This window comes from uncultured Methanobrevibacter sp., assembly GCF_947170395.1.
In the GTDB taxonomy this organism is placed as follows: domain Archaea; phylum Methanobacteriota; class Methanobacteria; order Methanobacteriales; family Methanobacteriaceae; genus Methanocatella.
This window is the reverse complement of sequence record NZ_CAMVTE010000022.1, coordinates 1-17653: the sequence shown is the minus strand read 5'-3', so window position 1 is coordinate 17653 and position 17653 is coordinate 1. Positions and strand designations below refer to the sequence as shown.

At 33.8% G+C, this 17653-nt stretch carries 19 protein-coding genes; 13 read left to right on the top strand and 6 right to left on the bottom strand.

What is annotated here, in order from left to right; genetic code table 11:
* The first annotated feature begins 3 nt into the window (after positions 1-3).
* Positions 4-435, top strand: a complete 432-nt coding sequence (locus Q0W04_RS07200; protein ID WP_298501455.1) for an amino acid-binding protein — start codon at positions 4-6, stop codon at positions 433-435.
* Between the two features lie 214 nt (positions 436-649).
* Here Q0W04_RS07200 and Q0W04_RS07195 read toward each other — a convergent pair whose 3' ends face one another.
* Genes Q0W04_RS07195 through iorA form a run of 3 tightly spaced genes read right to left on the bottom strand, consistent with a single transcriptional unit; the run spans position 650 to position 3464 of the window.
* Entirely contained in the window at positions 650-928 is a 279-nt protein-coding gene (locus Q0W04_RS07195; RefSeq protein ID WP_298501454.1) for a hypothetical protein, read from the bottom strand.
* A 54-nt stretch (positions 929-982) separates the two neighbouring features.
* The gene (locus Q0W04_RS07190; protein WP_298501453.1) at positions 983-1567 is read right to left on the bottom strand and encodes an indolepyruvate oxidoreductase subunit beta; all 585 of its coding nucleotides are present in this window, start codon (positions 1565-1567) and stop codon (positions 983-985) included.
* 4 nt (positions 1568-1571) lie between these two features.
* Positions 1572-3464, bottom strand: coding sequence for an indolepyruvate ferredoxin oxidoreductase subunit alpha (gene iorA / locus Q0W04_RS07185; protein ID WP_298501452.1), 1893 nt, complete (start codon positions 3462-3464; stop codon positions 1572-1574).
* 479 nt (positions 3465-3943) lie between these two features.
* Here iorA and Q0W04_RS07180 point away from each other — a divergent pair, with 479 nt between their 5' ends.
* The 9 genes from Q0W04_RS07180 to glyS all read left to right on the top strand — a co-directional run bounded on the left by Q0W04_RS07180 (position 3944) and on the right by glyS (position 12720).
* On the top strand, positions 3944-4351 hold the full coding sequence (locus Q0W04_RS07180; RefSeq protein ID WP_298501451.1) for a hypothetical protein: 408 nt from the start codon (positions 3944-3946) through the stop codon (positions 4349-4351).
* 1 nt (position 4352) lies between these two features.
* Entirely contained in the window at positions 4353-5171 is an 819-nt protein-coding gene (locus Q0W04_RS07175) for a toll/interleukin-1 receptor domain-containing protein (protein ID WP_298501450.1), read from the top strand.
* On the top strand, positions 5171-6559 hold the full coding sequence (locus Q0W04_RS07170; protein WP_298501449.1) for a toll/interleukin-1 receptor domain-containing protein: 1389 nt from the start codon (positions 5171-5173) through the stop codon (positions 6557-6559). The genes Q0W04_RS07175 and Q0W04_RS07170 overlap by 1 nt, the downstream gene beginning before the upstream one ends.
* A gap of 23 nt (positions 6560-6582) precedes the next feature.
* Complete coding sequence (locus tag Q0W04_RS07165) at positions 6583-6993, top strand: hypothetical protein (RefSeq protein ID WP_298501448.1); 411 nt, start codon at positions 6583-6585, stop codon at positions 6991-6993.
* A gap of 181 nt (positions 6994-7174) precedes the next feature.
* On the top strand, positions 7175-8650 hold the full coding sequence (tfrB, locus tag Q0W04_RS07160; protein WP_298501447.1) for a fumarate reductase (CoM/CoB) subunit TfrB: 1476 nt from the start codon (positions 7175-7177) through the stop codon (positions 8648-8650).
* Positions 8651-8662: 12 nt separating this feature from the next.
* Positions 8663-9571, top strand: a complete 909-nt coding sequence (locus Q0W04_RS07155; protein ID WP_298501446.1) for a TrmJ/YjtD family RNA methyltransferase — start codon at positions 8663-8665, stop codon at positions 9569-9571.
* Positions 9568-10398, top strand: coding sequence for a DUF362 domain-containing protein (locus Q0W04_RS07150; protein WP_298501445.1), 831 nt, complete (start codon positions 9568-9570; stop codon positions 10396-10398). The genes Q0W04_RS07155 and Q0W04_RS07150 overlap by 4 nt, the downstream gene beginning before the upstream one ends.
* Before the next feature lie 27 nt (positions 10399-10425).
* On the top strand, positions 10426-11010 hold the full coding sequence (gene dcd / locus Q0W04_RS07145) for a dCTP deaminase (protein ID WP_298501444.1): 585 nt from the start codon (positions 10426-10428) through the stop codon (positions 11008-11010).
* A 15-nt stretch (positions 11011-11025) separates the two neighbouring features.
* Positions 11026-12720 carry a glycine--tRNA ligase gene (gene glyS, locus Q0W04_RS07140; RefSeq protein ID WP_298501443.1) on the top strand — a complete coding sequence of 565 codons (1695 nt, stop codon included), beginning with the start codon at positions 11026-11028 and terminating at the stop codon, positions 12718-12720.
* Here the strand turns inward: glyS and Q0W04_RS07135 are convergent.
* Positions 12711-13505: a winged helix-turn-helix domain-containing protein gene (locus tag Q0W04_RS07135; protein WP_298501442.1), complete on the bottom strand. Its 795-nt coding sequence runs from the start codon at positions 13503-13505 to the stop codon at positions 12711-12713. The two genes, glyS and Q0W04_RS07135, sit on opposite strands and share 10 nt — an antisense overlap.
* 186 nt (positions 13506-13691) lie before the next feature.
* Between Q0W04_RS07135 and Q0W04_RS07130 the strand changes: the two genes are divergently transcribed.
* Genes Q0W04_RS07130 through Q0W04_RS07120 form a run of 3 tightly spaced genes read left to right on the top strand, consistent with a single transcriptional unit; the run spans position 13692 to position 16019 of the window.
* Positions 13692-14447 carry a TatD family hydrolase gene (locus Q0W04_RS07130; RefSeq protein ID WP_298501441.1) on the top strand — a complete coding sequence of 252 codons (756 nt, stop codon included), beginning with the start codon at positions 13692-13694 and terminating at the stop codon, positions 14445-14447.
* An 18-nt stretch (positions 14448-14465) separates the two neighbouring features.
* Positions 14466-15104 (top strand): Ig-like domain-containing protein, encoded by a 639-nt coding sequence (locus tag Q0W04_RS07125; RefSeq protein WP_298501440.1) that lies wholly within the window; start codon positions 14466-14468, stop codon positions 15102-15104.
* A 3-nt stretch (positions 15105-15107) separates the two neighbouring features.
* The gene (locus tag Q0W04_RS07120) at positions 15108-16019 is read left to right on the top strand and encodes a TDT family transporter (protein WP_298501439.1); all 912 of its coding nucleotides are present in this window, start codon (positions 15108-15110) and stop codon (positions 16017-16019) included.
* 5 nt (positions 16020-16024) lie between these two features.
* Here Q0W04_RS07120 and Q0W04_RS07115 read toward each other — a convergent pair whose 3' ends face one another.
* Positions 16025-16555 carry a cell division protein SepF gene (locus Q0W04_RS07115; protein WP_298501438.1) on the bottom strand — a complete coding sequence of 177 codons (531 nt, stop codon included), beginning with the start codon at positions 16553-16555 and terminating at the stop codon, positions 16025-16027.
* A 5-nt stretch (positions 16556-16560) separates the two neighbouring features.
* Positions 16561-17613, bottom strand: coding sequence for a DUF1611 domain-containing protein (locus tag Q0W04_RS07110; RefSeq protein ID WP_298501437.1), 1053 nt, complete (start codon positions 17611-17613; stop codon positions 16561-16563).
* Positions 17614-17653 lie beyond the last annotated feature (40 nt).

Below are 17653 nucleotides of genomic sequence, written 5' to 3'. Positions count from 1 at the left end.
AAAATGGCAGTGAAACAAGTTTCAATTTTTGTGGAAAACAAAGAAGGAAGAATTAAAAAAGCTATTGACACATTAGCAAAAGAAAATATTAACATTCGTGCACTTTCAATAGCCGACACAACAAAATATGGGATTTTAAGATTAATCGTTTCGGATAATGAAAAAGCGATTGAAGCACTTGAAAGAGATGGATTTATCGTTAAAGAAAATGAAGTAATTATTTTAGCAGTTCCAGATGAACCTAATGGATTAAATTCCACATTAGCAGTATTTGACGAAAAAGGAATCAATTTGGAATACTTATATGCATTTGTAAGTAGCAAAACTGATGAAGCTATTGTAGTTATGAGATTAGAAAACATGGAAAAAGCTATCGAAGCATTATCCAACAGCAATGTTAAAATTTTAGATGAAAACGATATTAAAGGTTTATAGAAAAGAGCGAAATCTTTTCTACAATCCATTCTTATTTTTAATTTTTAAAAACAGAGCATAATAATCTTTATATTAAAATTAAATGATTATAACTTAAATAAAATGGTTTTCCTAAGTAAATTTTACAGCAACAAAGCAATATTACACAATGAAGGCAATAATAGTACTGAAAGCAATTGAAAAAAATTTGAAAAAAAAATAGTAAAGAAAATAGCTATAATTCTTTTAGTAAATTAGCTATATCTTCTTTTGAATAACCTAAACGTACAAAGATACTTTTTAATGGGTCAGTTTCAGGAATTACGCCCAATTCCCTCCAACTTTTAAAATCATTATTTAAAATTCCATTTATTAAAAGTTGAATAGTGATTAAATCATCACTTTTTACAGCAATGAACGCATCCTCATCTTCAAAAACATTATCCGGATCAATTAATGTTAAATTACCTGCAATATCCTTTTTTACAATAGCATTATCAATTTTGTAAGCCATAATAACCACAACTCATTATCTAGTATTAAGTATATTGAAAATACTATTTATAATTTAACCTTTGATTGAATTATACCCACTTTCAATAGCCTTTAAATTCATGTCATGGAATTTAGGTTTTAAATTATTTTTCATTGCATCAATTACTGATTCTTTGGTTAATGGAAACTTATCATCAGCAGTAACAGCACCTAAAAGAACCATATTTAACGCTAAAACGCTTCCAGCTTCAATTGCGAGTTTAGTTCCTTCAATTGGAAGAACATGCTTGAAGTTTTCCTTTAATGTTTTAGTGATGCCGTCAACACTTGGATATGGCTTGTCGGAAGATGACGGAACAATCGGCTGAGTATTGTAGACTATTTTAGTTTCTGAGTTTACCTTATCAAGACCCCTGATTGTTTCAATCGGTTCAAAAGCAAGCAACATGTCTGCTCCATTATTCGGTATAATTGAAGAGTTGTAGCCTCCAATTTTTAACTCTGTAGAAACAGATCCTCCTCTTTGGGACATACCATGGATTTCACTCATGACCACATCCAAACCCTGATTCATTGCAGCTTCACCGATGATTGTGGAAGTTTTAATAATTCCCTGACCTCCTACGCCACAAATATAAATACAATAATGATTATCCATTTTCTCACCTACCTGCCTCAAGCGCACCATACTTACAAACTTGAATACACACGTTACATCCATCACATTGTGACTTATCAATGGTAATTTTTCCGTTTATTTTTGAAATTGCAGGACATGCAAGTTCACTTACGCACTTGTCACAATTGTTACAATTACTTTCTATGAAACTGACCGGAGGTTTTTTAGTTAAACCTTTAATCAATGTACATGGTGCTTTTGAAATAATTACTGCAGTATCTTCACGTTCAAACGCTTCCTTATAAGTTTTTATAACCTGTTCCAAATTGAACGGATTTATTACACGCACATAATCACATCCGCAGGCCAAAGCCAATTTACGGATTGACACTTCAGGAGCCTCATCCCCCATTCCATCAACTGGAATTCCAGGATTAGGTTGACCACCTGTCATTGCAGTAATCCTATTGTCCAAAACAGTCAGGACAAAATTATGCTTGTTGTGAACTGCGTTTATTAATGGTGAAATACCGCTGTGGAAGAATGTGGAATCTCCTATGAAACTGGCTACCTTCTGGTCTGTTGAAACTGAAAATCCACAGCCGTCACCAACACTTGAACCCATTGACAGCAAGTAATCTGCACAGTTGTAAGGTGGATTTATACCTAATGTGTAACATCCGATATCTGATGCAAATACGACATCATCAAGTTTTAGGCCAAGCTCCTCAACTGCCTTGTTTATTCCGTAATACATTGCCCTGTGTGGACATCCTGCACATAAAACCGGAGCCCTGTTAGGGATATCACCCTCCAGTTTTTCCAAACTTGAGGAATAATTGGTAGTTTCAGTTTCCATGAAGTTTAATATTTTGTTTAGGCCTTCACCAACAACATCTGAGTTGAATTCATGGAAAAGAGGGAATGTTCCATCCAGTTTACCATGCACTGCAACACCAAGGTTTTTAGCTCCTATTGTTGCCAAAACATCCTTTTCTATAATCGGATCAACTTCCTCAACAATGAAAACCTCATCCAAATCGCTTAAAAATTCAGCAACCAAATCCTGTGGGAAAGGATATGAAAATCCTAATTTAAGGATATCAACATCCAAATCATTGAATTTGACAACGTCATGAGCATAGTTATATGCACTGCTTGAAGCGATTAAACCGTACTTTTTATCATCAGCGAATGTGATTTTTGAGTTTAACTCGCTTTTGTTGGTTAAATCTTCAATTTTGTGAATCTTATCCCATAACCTCACATGCATATCTCCTGCAAATGCCGGAACTGGAACATATTTTGAAGGGTCCTTTTTGAAGTGACCTCTCTTCCAGTGGTTGTCGTTATTTGATGAGTTGTCCATGACATCTCCAAATTCGACAACACCCCTCATGTGGGATACACGTGTGGTTGTCCTGACAATTACGGGCAAATTAAATTGTTCAGACAAATCAAATGCATATTTAACCATGTCCTTTACTTCTTGACAGTTTGAAGGCTCTAAAACAGGTACGTTAGCCAATCTTGCATAATTACGGGTGTCCTGTTCATTTTGTGATGAAAAAAGGGATGGGTCGTCGGCTGACAATATTACCATTCCTCCATTGACACCTGAATATGCAGTTGTCATAAATGAATCACTAGCTACATTCATACCTACATGCTTCATAAAAGTAAATGATCTAAGTCCTGAAGCCGCTGCAGTAGCTGCAACCTCCATTGCGACTTTTTCATTAGTAGAAAATTCAAAGTAAATATTGGCATCTTTTGCCAATACTGAAAGTACATTTCCAATTTCTGATGAAGGAGTTCCGGGATAAGTAGCTGCAATAGAAACGCCTGCTTCTATAACTCCCCTTACAGCCGCTTCGTTACCAAGCAAAAATTGTTTTTCACCTGCAACTCCTGTAACTAATTCTTTTAAATTCATTATATTTTCCTCAAAATAATCATTAATACAATATTAACTATTGTAAAATAAAATATTTAAAGTATTATTATAATCATCCATTTTTTCAACTATATTCATAAATAACAATAGTTTAGATATATCCATTTGAAAAAAAATCATTTAAAAAATGTATCAATAAACAAACAATGAAAATCTAATCAAAAAATCACCATTAGTTTTGTGAAAAAAGAAATATTTATACATCATATCAATTATGAAATGCTAAAATGAACAAAATATGATGTATAACCAAAAAACTAAACCAAAATATAGTTAAAAAACAATTTTGATTAAAATTAGCAAAACTATATATGTTTACATAAACAAACTAATAGTATATTTTAAAATTAAATACTGAATAATTGGTGTTTAAATTGCAGTTGAAAAATTTAGATAAAAATTTGATAATAAACATACTCATAATTGTTTCATTAATTGTTGTTTTTATAACGGTTGCAATGAGTACGGTATCATTTGAATCTTCAAGTCACAAAGATAAAGTTACTTGGGAAGGCCATACCTTTTTTATTCAAGACGATTCCGAATGTAGCGTTACTGATACCACATTAACAGTCACCAGTAACCATAAAGCCCATAATATTGAACTTAAAAAGACAACATTGGATGCATCCGATTATGAAGAAAATATTGCTAAAGATCATTCAGGCGTTATGAAAATGAAATATAATAGTACACATTCATTTATTGCGAAAAAAGACCTGAATTATGGAGTTATTGTACCTACAGATTCACTCGGCGGAAGTTATGCTGATATTGAAGGCAATCCTGAAATTATTGAAGTAAATGGTGGAAACATTGATTATATGATCAGTTTTATTTTAAGCTCAACTGGAGGAGGTAATTAATATGGCTCACGATGTTTTTATCAGTTATTCCAGTAAAGACAAGATTACTGCCGATGCAATTTGCCACACATTGGAGGAAAACAACATCAGATGTTGGATTGCACCAAGAAACATTACAGCCGGTAAAGCTTATGCTGATGAGATAATGGATGCCATTACTTCAACAAAAATAGTGGTTCTTGTATTTTCAACCAATTCTCAAGGCTCACAGTTTGTAAACAATGAGATAAATATTGCCTTTTCAAATAACAAACCTATACTCTCTTTCAAGATTGATGAATCAATGCCTCATGATGATTTGGAATACTTTTTGAAAGTCAATCATTGGCTGGAAGCATTCCCTCATCCTGAAAAAGTTTTTAAAACATTGGTCAGTGATGCATCAAAATTAATTGGAATTGAAAAAATAAATCCAAAAATTGATGAAAATGTAATGGAAAAAGCTAAAAATGGTGAATTCAATCAGATTTCCGCCAAAAATGAATGGAAATCATTAATTTTCATGTTTACTCCATTATATTCAATTGGACTAATATATATGGGACTTTCTGCAAAAATGAAAAAAATAACCATTCAAGGAATAATTTCAATTGTTCCATTGGGATTATGGATTTTTTATTATTTCATTGGAAGCAGAGGCATTTTCCACTTAAATGAACTGGCAGCATCTCAAAATGCAATTATTATACTTTGGGTTATAGCAATAATCTTTGTTTTAGTAATACGAAAAGATTATTCATTTAGAAAAACCATTATGAACAGCGTAAGTGATGATGACGACTTATTTAATTCAATAATGAACGAATATGGTGATTTATAATGACAAATGATGTATTTATTTGTTATACGCCTGAAGATGAAGGTGTCGCTGAGCATATCAAAAACCTTTTTGAAAACAACAGCATAAAGTGCTGGTTTAAAAAAAGAGATTATGACAGCGAAAAAGACAGTGTCAAGACCATTTCAAATGCAATCAGAGACTCAAAATGCATGGTTTTAGTCTGTTCAAATGATGCTGTAAAATCAATGTTTGTAACAACTGAAGTGGACATTGCTTTTTCTTCAAATGTAGAAATAATCATTTTTAATATAGATGATTCCAAACTTGAAGGAAAACTTCAATTTTACCTAAAAGACAAACCTGCAATTGAAGCATTTCCAAATACTGATGAATATTATGATGTCTTATTGGAAGATACTCAAAAATTGTTAAATAAAACTGCTGAGATGTCTGATAAGAAAAATGATGTTTATTTATGTTACAATGATGAAGATGAAAAGATTGCTGAAGCCGTTTGTCATGTACTTGAAGAAAATGAGATCAAATGCTGGTTTAAGAAACGGGATTATACTGTTAATGATACGGTACGGCGAATTACAGAATCAATTAAAAATTCAAAATGTGTTGTACTGATTTCTTCAAAAGACAGTGTTAAATCCAAATATGTCGAAACAGAAACTGATTTGGCATTGTCTGAAAGCATTCCAATATTATCATTTAGGATAGACGACTCATTCAAACCGCAACATTTATCTGATGTTCATTGGTTGGATGCATATCCTAACCCTGAAAATTATTTCAAAAATCTGGTTGTGGATGCTGGAAATTTAGTGGACAAAAAAATTGATAATCCAAAAATTACAAGTAACTATGAAAGTATTGAAAAAAGAGAAGAAACTCCTGAAGTTAAACCTGATACAAAACCCGCTAAAAGCACTTCAGGAAATTCAAATCAAAATTATAGAATAAGTAAAAATTTTAAAATAATTATCATTGCTTTAGTTGTCATTTTCGTTTTGGCTATTGGGGCATATATTGTCTCAACACACTTTTTTGACATCGTTGGTGATGATTACATGATTGTCAAAGACAATGAGGGAACACACTTGGATAAGAAAGCTCCTAAAAATACATTAGAAATGACTACAACCAAACAGCGTTTAAATAGTACTCACTGTAAGATTTGGGCTAAATTATACACAGAACCCGATAACTTTGACGATTATACGATAAATGCAAAATATTATGATGAATCCGGAAACGTGATTGGAGAATCAACAAATAAAATGAACAACGTTTCTGAAGATGATGATGGCAAACTGATCATTATTGATTATCGTTCAGATAAAAGAATTTTGGAAGTTGAATTTGATATACTTGATGAGAATGGAAATCAAGTATTCCATCAACGCAACTCCAAAAATTAACAAAAATTAAAAGGTGAAAAAAAATGAGACATGGAAAACTAATCGGAGTATTAGTAATACTATTAGTTGCAGTTACATTCCTAGGAGTAGTATCTGCAGCAGAAGTAACCATTGGAAGTGAAAAATTCAATATTCCTGACGGATATACAGAAGATACTTCCCAGGCAAAAGAAAAAGAAAGTTCAACCGGTACAACATATGTTAGAGAATATAGTGATGGGAAAAATAAAATTATTTTCAACGTGAACGTATTTGGAGGAGACATTACAGGTGTGAAACTAAATGAAGAACCAGGTTATGAAAATAAAACCATAAAAGGTATCGAAGGTATGTACAATAGTGACACACACTCTTTCCACTACGCTACCGATAACGCCACAGTATTTATTTCCGCTACCGGTGAAGGTATTATAGAAGAATTTCTTATAGAATAAATTCTTCTCCTTTTTTTATTTTTTAATTTTTTTCATTTTTCAATAGGTTTAAAACTTTTTTTTACAAAGTCTAACAAAAACATGAAAAATCATTCAATGATAGTAAGTATAATATATTTGTTATGATACAAATATTATATTATAATATTTTATATGCTGTTTACAATATTGGAGGGAAATGATGATTAAAGTTTATGTTTCAAGATTTAACAGAGAAACTGATAAAGAACCCCATTTGGAGTGTTATGAAATAGAAAAAACACCTCACATGAAAGTTCTTGATGCACTGCAGGCCATTAATGAAAAGTATGATGCTGACATCAGTTTTAGAAGTTCCTGTAGAGCAGGCCAATGCGGTTCATGCGGAATATTGTTTAAAGGAAATGGGGCTCTCGCATGTCAAAAAGAAATCAAGGACGGAGCTATAATAGAACCTCTTAAATTCCCAGTCATTAAAGACCTAATTGTGGATAAATCAAGTATCGAAGCAAAAGTGAAAGATTTAGAATTGTCCCTTCAATGTGATCACCACTGCGATACTATAGATACCTCAATTACAAAAGATGATTCAGCAGATACCAAGAAAGTTAGAAGCTGTATCGAATGTTATTCATGTTTATCAACTTGCCCTGTCGTAAATATAGCAACAGAAGAATTTGGCGGACCTTATCTGATGAGGTATATGCGCAAATTCGAAAGTGACCCAAGAGACAATTTCGACAGATTGAAAGAAGCATTGGATGAAGGTTTATACAAATGTACAAGTTGCGGCAAATGTTTGGCAGTATGTCCTAAAAACATCAACACATTTGGTGATGCAATCGAAAAGATGAGAGCAATTGCCGTTGAAAACGGTTCAGGACCGCTTCCTGAGCATGTCGCATTTAAAGAAAACATTTTAAAAACCGGAAGGTCTGTTAAAACCGATGACCCCTCATTTATCGAACAGACAGAAAATTACACTGGCTCAAAAATCGCATTCTTTACCGGATGTATGGTGGATTACAAATTCCCTGAAATTGGACAAATGCTAGTGGACGTATTAAAAGAAAATGGAATCGACATTGATGTTCCCGAAGGTCAGGTTTGCTGTGGTTCTCCACTCTTAAGAACCGGACAGACAGACATCGTCCAGGAGCTTGTTGATAAAAATAAAGAAGTCTTTAAAGATTATGATACAATCATAACAATCTGTTCAGGTTGCGGATCCACTTTGAAAAACAATCACCCTGAATTTGGTTCCAAATTAAATGTAATGGACATCAGTGAGTTTTTAGTGGATAAACTTGACGAAACCAAATTAAAAGAAGTTGATATGACTGTTACATATCACGACCCATGCCATTTGGGCAGAGGACAGGGAATTAAGGATGCACCAAGAGACATCATTGAAAAAATCCCCGGCATTACATTAAAAGAGATGCTTTATCCATGTCAATGCTGCGGAGCAGGTGGCGGAATTAAATCCGGAAAACCTGAAATCGCACTTGAATTGTCCAAATCAAAAGCTAAAATGATTAAGGACACCGGTGCTGATGCAGTCATTACGATCTGTCCGTTTTGTGAGTTGAACTTGCAGGACGGTTTAAATGCGATAGGATGTGAAGACATTAAATCCATGCATATTCTTGAATTATTATCTAAAGCTTATGAATGAATAAAATAGGAGTTGATTAAAATAGGAGACACTGCCGTTAGTGAACAGCAAGTAGTTGAAACTACATCCATGAGTTCACCTGAAAAAAAAGAGGAAAGTGACAGTGAGAAAAAATCAACTTCGACAAAAAAAGCAAAATCCAAAGTGCAATCCAGAGGGACTGCAAGAGCAAAACTTACAAGAGAACAGGAAGAAAAAGAAATCAGCCTTTTTAAGGAAAATATCTACATTGTTTTTGTTGAATGTGAAACTCCTGGAAATATTGGTTTTCTTGCAAGAACCATGGCGAACTTCGGATTGAAAAATTTGGTATTGATTAACCCTCCAACATTGACCAACGAGGCATACTATCAGGCAACTCACGGAAAATACATTGTTGAGAATGCCAAGATATTCCCTACTTTAAACGATTTTTATCAGTCACAAAGAATCGATTTTAAAGTTGCTTCAACCGGAATGGCTGGAGGAAGTTACAACCTGTCAAGAATTCCCCTTAAACCGGAAGAACTTGGCAAATCAATGAACGTTTCAAATAAAATAGCTATTTTATTTGGAAGAGAAGGAAATGGACTAACAAATAAGGAAATTGAAGAGTGTGACATTTGTGTTTCCATTCCAACAGATCCAACTTATCCGATAATGAACATTTCACATGCAGCTGCAATTATATTCTATGAATTATTCAAAAATAAGCATGAATACGGCGTGCAGGGACTTGATGAAAGTTCAGAATTGGAAAAGGAATATTTGGTAAAGGATATGAAAGAATTGATTGATTCTTTAGACATACCGGACCATAAGAAACGAAATGGAATTAAAACATTTAACAACATAATTTCAAGAGCATTCATTACAGGACGAGAAGCACATACCTTTAAAGGTATATTAAGACGATTGAAAATGAAATTAGGTGAACAATGAGAAAAATCAGCTTTGCGGAAATCAGCACATTTATCCTAAAATATATCTTCAATTGGAGATTTTGGATTGCTGAAATAACAAAAAAATCAAAGGCATATAAAAAAATTATTGACAAAATGCTTTTTGAAGATGATGAAATCATTGTTGTTCCAAATACAATCAACATTAACAAGAAAATAGAATCGGAAGGCTCTGAATTCCTGCCGACTGAAGTTATAAAAGATGTGATTCGCCGAAGCGACGACATTGTAATAATGGACACATGTCTTTGCAGAACATCCAACAACTGTCAGGATTATCCTCAAGACATCGGATGCATATTCCTAGGTCCTACCACCCGAAAGATTTCTAAAAACATAAGCCATAAGGCAACTGTTGAAGAGGCATTAGCCCATATTGACAAAGCTGATGCTGCCGGATTAAGCCACATTATCGGAAGAAATAAAATTGATACCGTTTGGATGAATGTAAGACCAGGAAAAGGTCTTTTAACAATATGTCATTGCTGTCCATGCTGCTGTTTATGGAAAGTTTATCCGAATTTACATGGAGATATCAGTTCCAAACTGGAAAAGCTTGATGGTGTGAGCGTTAAACTTCATGAGGACAAATGTAAACTATGTAAAAAATGTTTAGATGACGTTTGTATGTTCCAGGCGATTGATATTGAAGACAATAAGATAACTATCAATCATGACATCTGCAGAGGTTGTGGCCTTTGTGTTAATGCATGCAAATTCGATGCAATTACAATAGACTACACCAGCGAAACCATTGACAATGTAGTCAATAGACTGGATGATTTAATAGAAATCAAAGATTTATAATACTTATTAATTTACTTGTGTGAAAAAATGGCAATTTTAAGCGATAAAGATATAAAAGAATATTTGGAAGAAGGCAAGATATCCATTGACCCTCTTCAAGATGAAAAACAGATACAGCCATCTTCTGTTGATATGAGATTAGGAGATGAATTCAAAGTATTTAAAGTTATCAGAAAACCTTTTATCGATCCCAACGATGAAGAAGAAATAGCTTCATATATGGAATCGACCACTGTTGAGAAAGGCGAAGCGTTTATCATACACCCCAATGAATTTGCATTGGCCACCACTTTAGAGTATGTTAAAATACCTGATGATTTGGTTGCAAGAGTGGAAGGCCGTTCAAGTATGGGGAGATTAGGTGTAACAATGCACGTTACAGCAGGATTCATTGACCCTGGTTTTGAAGGAAAAATCACATTGGAAATATCCAACATAGGCGCAATGCCTGTAGCGCTTTATCCTGGTCAAAGAGTATGTCAGATTGTTTTTGAAACAATGACATCACCTTCTGAAATACCTTACGGACACCCAAGTAGAAAAAGCAAATATATGGGCCAGACCAGCCCGGAAAGCAGTAGAATTAAATTAGATTATGAACTTGAAAAATAATTGGAGATAATATTTATGAATCATGATAAAATGTCAAATATCAGTGCAAAAAGAGGATTTTTATGGCCTTCTTTTGAAATTTACTCTGGAGTATCCGGTTTTACAGACTACGGACCTCTCGGAGCAAGTCTAAAAAATAACATCATGCAAAAATGGAGAAAACAATACGTATCCGGTGAAGGATTTTATGAAATTGAAGGCCCAACCGTAATGCCGAAAGAAGTTCTTAAAGCGTCAGGACATGTCGATAACTTTACAGACCCAATGTGTAAATGTGAACAATGCGGAGAGGTTTTCAGAGCAGACCACATTATTGAAGAGGTTATCGGTGAAGATGTGGAAAGCCTTGAAAATGAAGAGCTGGACCAAATCGTAATTGACAATAACATTACCTGTCCTGAATGCGGAGGCAAATTATCCAACATCTGGAATTACAACCTGATGTTTAAAACTGAAATCGGTGCCAAAGGAGATAAAGTAGGTTATATGAGACCTGAAACAGCACAGGGAATTTTCATTTTATTTAAAAGATTAGAAAGATTTTTCAGAGGAAAACTTCCATTTGGTGCAGTTCAACTTGGAAAAGCATACAGAAATGAAATTTCACCAAGACAGGGAGTTATCAGACTTAGGGAATTCACACAAGCAGAAGCAGAAATATTTTTAAACCCTAAAAACAAAACCCATCCTAAATTTTCACAGATTGAAGATGCAGTCTTACGCTTAAATTCACAGGAAGTTCAGGAAAATAATTTGGAACCTCTGGAAATCACAGCACGTGAAGCACTTGACAAAGGAATTGTTGCCAACGAAATGTTAATCTATCAGTTATATTTAGCACGTAAATTTTTAACCGAAATAGGCATTCCTGAAGACATGTTAAGATTCAGACAACATTTAGCCGGTGAAATGGCCCACTATGCACTCGACTGTTGGGACGTTGAAGTAAATACCGACAAATACGGCTGGGTTGAAATTATCGGAATAGCAGACAGGGGAGATTATGATTTAACATCACATTCAAAATACAGTAACGATGATTTGAACGTGTTTGTTGAATATGCTGAACCAAAAATTGTCAAAAAGAATATTGTAAAACCTAACTTATCCAAATTCGGACCTATATTTAAAGGCGACTCTCCTAAAGTAAAACAGGCCATTGAAGAGGCTGATGTTGAAGATATCAAAAAAGCCATTGAAAGCGAAGGCAAATTTACAATAGAATTGGACAAAACATATGAAGTAACTGAAGATTTACTCCTATTTGAAGAAGTTGAAGAAAAAATTACTGGAGAAAATATTGTTCCCCATGTAATTGAACCATCCTTCGGTATTGACCGTATAACTTACTCTGTTTTGTTACATTCATTTACTGAAACAGAAGAAAAGGATTACTTCAAATTCGATAAATCAGTAGCTCCAGTACAACTTGGAATATTCCCACTTGTAAACAAGGAAGGCCCTCGTGAAATTGCAGAAGAATTAACTGAAAACTTAAGAATGGCTGGTTTTACAGTTGAATATGATGCGGTTGGAACAATTGGTAAAAGATATGCTAGAGCTGATGAAATAGGAATTCCTCTTGCTATAACTGTTGATTTCGATACTCTTGAAGACAATCAAGTTACCGTAAGGGACAGAGACAGTGAAGCTCAGGAAAGAATAGCTATTTCTGATTTAAACGAATATTTAGAAAAATACTATAAATGAGTTTTCAACTCATTTACTTCTTTTTTAAAGTTTTCAAAAAGATTATAAGCCCAAAGAATAGAATTCTCATTTTTAGAGGTTATTAACCTGTTTTGGTCAAAATAACCATTTTCCATGAACAATCCCAAAATCATTACCTGATCTGTGATAATCAATAAGAAAACATCCTCTTCTGTGAAGAAATCCAAATTCCTGATTTTGGTTGTCTCTTCAATCTTTTCAAAAATGCCTTCAGGGACAAGCAACTCAACTTCCTTATTTTTGGATGCCAATTCATCCAGATTATTAAAGAAAGGTTCATAATAAAACGGCAGGACGCATGTCACATGATCCGCCATAGCCAAACATTTATCTATGAAATTGTATGTCCTATATGCGTCAACACCACTGGATTCCATCAAATTCGCCTTACCAAGTAAGTGTAGCTCACAAACAGATGCAACAGGAATCAAGTCAACAACATGACTATCAATTATGTTGAAAAAGTCATTCAGCAATTTTATGACTCCATTGAATTCCATTGCGTCTGCAATCCTTACTTTAGCAGAATTTGTGAGGAAATATTTGTTGTTTTCCCTATATACAAAATTTTTAAGTTCCATTTCATGCATGTTACTTGAAATGGAACTGTAACTCAGATTTGTAGTTTCTGTCAACTCCTTCATGTTTTGTGGCTTATCATACAAGGTTGCCAATATCTTCAGTCGTATAAACGAATTTGACGCAAATTTTACGTCATCAAAAATTGAATCTACATTGTTTACATATTCTTCATTTTTAATCATTTTCGACCACCTAAGTAGTATTACTTACAGAGTTATTTTTATTACTAAAAAATATAAAACCTATCAAAGTGAACAAAATCATCAAACAACACTTCCCAAAAATATAAAAATAAAGAATTTTTCAGATATTTTTTTAAAATAAAACATACAAAAATGAAGTTAGATAATTATTACAGACGTGATTAAATGATTGATACCCATATGCATGCTGATTCAAGAAGTAGTGAAGATTTTGAAAAAATGTATCTTGCAGGAATAGATACTGCAATAACCTGCAGCTTCTACCCATATAAAATTGAAAACGAAACCATACTTTTAAATCATTTGAATAGAATTCTGGAATATGATACCAAAAGAGCAAGTGAATATGGGCTCGATTTGAAAGTAGCTTTAGGAATACATCCTGCAAACACTATAGAAAATCCAGAAACAATATACGAAAATTTATACAGTTGGATTGAGAATAATCAAATCGTAGCTATTGGGGAAATTGGGCTTGAAGATTTAACCGAAAGAGAAATAGCTATCTTTAAACAGCAATTGGACATTGCCGATGAAACCAAATCAAAAGTTATAATCCATACTCCAAGAAAAAACAAAAAAGAAGTCCTGAAGGAAATTATTAATATTATACCACAACATCTGGATGAAAAACAAGCAGTCATTGATCATATCAACCCAAATGTCATTGATGAAGCAATTAAAACCGATTGCATGTTGGGTTTGACAGTCCAACCTCAAAAAATGGAAGCAGAAGATGCAATATCCATTTTGGATGAATATGGATTTGAGAGATTCCTATTAAACAGTGACATCAGCAACAAACCGTCAGACCCACTTTCAGTTCCAAAAACCGTTCGTCAACTGGAAAGGTTAAATTATTCCAAGGAAGACATTGAAAAAGTTTCTCACAAAAATGCAGAAAAATATTTCAAAATTTAATATGGTGAAGGTAAAAACATGGAAAAAAACCATATAATAATTATTGCATTACTGGCAGTTATTGCATTGCTTGTAATATGTCTTGGAGCATTAATTCTTCAAGATTTAAACAAAAGCGAATGTGAACTAATCATTCGTTGCGGCGAATCGATGAGCAACGGCGAAACGATTGAAATTAAACTTATTGATTTGAATAAAACACCAATTTCTGATGCAACAGTCAATGTACAACTAACTAATGGAAATGAAACAAAAGAATACACAGTGACTACAGACAATAATGGAACCGGAAACTTGACTTTGTCTGACATATCCGATGGAGAATATAGTATTAATTGTACTTTCAATGGAAATGATAATTACAAGCCGGCAACAGCCAGCAAAAAATTTAATTATACAGATACAGTGAGTGCTTCAGGCACATCACAAGGCAGTTCTTCAAACCCTATCGATGAAAATCGTCCGACAAACGACATAAATTACAAAGGATACACCCCATATCACGAAAGTGAAGTAACAAGCGACGGATGGAATCCTAGAGAACACGAAGTTTCACGCAGAGACATGGGCGATGGAAGTCAGGAAATCAGATACGATGACGGATATTACCGTCTTGTTGATGAAAACGGATATGTAATAACCTACGGATACCGATAACATATGAATCTTATTAAAAACATTCCAATACCCATTTGCGGATTGATACTTGCCCTGTTGTCTTTAGGCAATCTTCTGCAAGACATTCATCCCTTTTTAAGGTATCTTTTCGGAGGCATTGGAACAATATTTTTAATTTTAATGATTTTAAAAATCATTTTATATCCAAATGACATTAAAGAAGATTTCAGAAATCCAATAGTCATCAGCAGTTCCGGAACATTTTCCATGAGTTTGATGATTCTATCTACATATGTTATACAATTTGAACCGACTATTGCATATACCATATGGATTATTGGAATAACCTTACATATTCTACTAATAATTTACTTTACCTATCATTTTATAGTGCGTAATTTTGATATTTCATATGTCTTTCCAAGCTACTGGATAGTGTTTGTTGGAATTACAATGGGTGCGATTACATCAGGCATACACGGCATAAAAGAAATCGGATTTATTTTCTTTATAATAGGGTTCCTAGCCATGACAATAACACTGCCATTGGTAATCATTAGATATTTGAGATACCCAGATATTTCTGACGGCAATAAACCATTAATCTGCATTTTTACAGCACTTTTAAGCATATTGATTGTGGGCTATCTTAACTCGGCTCAAAATATCTCCTATGAATTTATAACAATCCTGTATATCTTCGCATGCATATTCTACATTTTTGCACTATCAAAATTTATAGAATATAGAAATTTGGATTTTTATCCTAGTTTTTCAGCATTTACATTCCCTTTTGTCATTAGCGCACTTGCAACAAAAGGGATATCAATCCAATTCGGATCCAATATGCTGTTAAGCACAATATTAAAAATAGAAATAGCAATAGCTATTTTAATTGTAGTGTATGTATTAATTAGATATGTTAATTTCTTAAAAAAAGTAAGTAGAAATTAATCTACTTATCCCTTATTGATAACTTTAACCTTTTTAGGAGAGACAATGATTAAATCCTTATCTTCGGTTCTTGCAAGCAACAATGCCTGAACACCGTATCTTGCCCTCATCTGTTTAATTTTATCACCAGCCAATTTGAAATTGGCGGCGCTTTCTTTTTCCAAAAAGGACAAATCCAAAATCACAGGATTTTTCTCTTCGAGGACCTGATCGACAACGTAATTAATATCATCGATTGTTTTTGGCCTGATTAAAACAATTTCATAAAATGACTGTTCAGGAACTATAACAAAATCATCGTAATCATCATAAACTGGAGCAGGTGCCGGTTTTGGTGCTTGACTTGGCCTAGGATTAGGTCTAGGTTTATATTGTTGATTGGTATTTTGCTGTTGCACGTTATTGTTGTTTGAAGGTTTTGCAAGGTTATTAAACATTTTAGATATGTTGGAAAGAGCATTTTCTGTATTGCTGCCAGCATTGTTTTCAGTTTCTTCAAACCCTAAACTTCTTTTTAAATCATCCATAAAACTCATTTCAATTACTCCTCTAAATATTCAAGAATTGCATCTAATAATTTATCAGCACCATTATTGTAAACATCCTCAACAGGCAAATTAAATTTGGATTCGTAGTATTCAGGACATAAATCTAAGCTGGCATTTTTAAAGTTAACAGACAAACCAACGACTTTAGTTGGTTCAACAGCTTCAATAGCCTTAATTTCCTCTTCAATACCGCGAGGTTCCCTGTATGGATGATGTGGTCTGTGTCCAACAATAACTGCATCAGGAGCAGCACCAATTAGAATTGCTGCAGATAAACCTCTTGGGTGAGGGTTGCCCATTTCAGTTAAACTGGATTGACCTTCAATAAAAATAATATCTGGTTTTTTAGTTTCTTCTACATATTTGATTGCAGACAGTACTGCTGCAGGAACATCCATTGCAGATAAACTTCCTGCTCTAAAATTAAAATCAGTGGGTTCTTCAAGACCCATTTCATCAGTGGATATGATAGCCGGATTAAGACCACGTTTACTGCTTGCTATTCCAAGCATTTTGGTAGTTGTCCTTTTACCACATTCCTGGGATGTGCCTCCAACAAAAATGACTGGAGCTTTTGGATTATAGGATATTTTTGGTAAAACTTCACATGATTTTTCAGGGGCGACTCCAGCGATTTTTTCAACGACATCCAATCTAGGACCTATTTCCTTAATAACAACATTTCTAGAATCTGCAAATTTCTTTAAAGACAGATTTTCATCAATGGACAAAGATCTAAAAGAAGTGATAACATTTAAACCAGCATCAATAGCCTGGACGGCATATTTTAATGCAGAACCTTCAGCACCAATAGGTAACATTATTACAAGGGATTTTGCACCAGGAGCATCTTCCAGACACTTTTCCAAACTGCCTGAAACGGTATTCCCGCAAAATTGTTTTCCCTGCTTTCTTTCATCATCATCAATGAAACCTACTGTTTCGATACCCTCAAGATTGGAGAACTTTTCACCTCCTCCTCCGCATCCTACAACAATAAACGGATTTAAATCTTGAATTTCTTTAACTGATTTAACTGAATACAATAACTTCACCCCTATCCTATAATTTATAACTTATAACTAA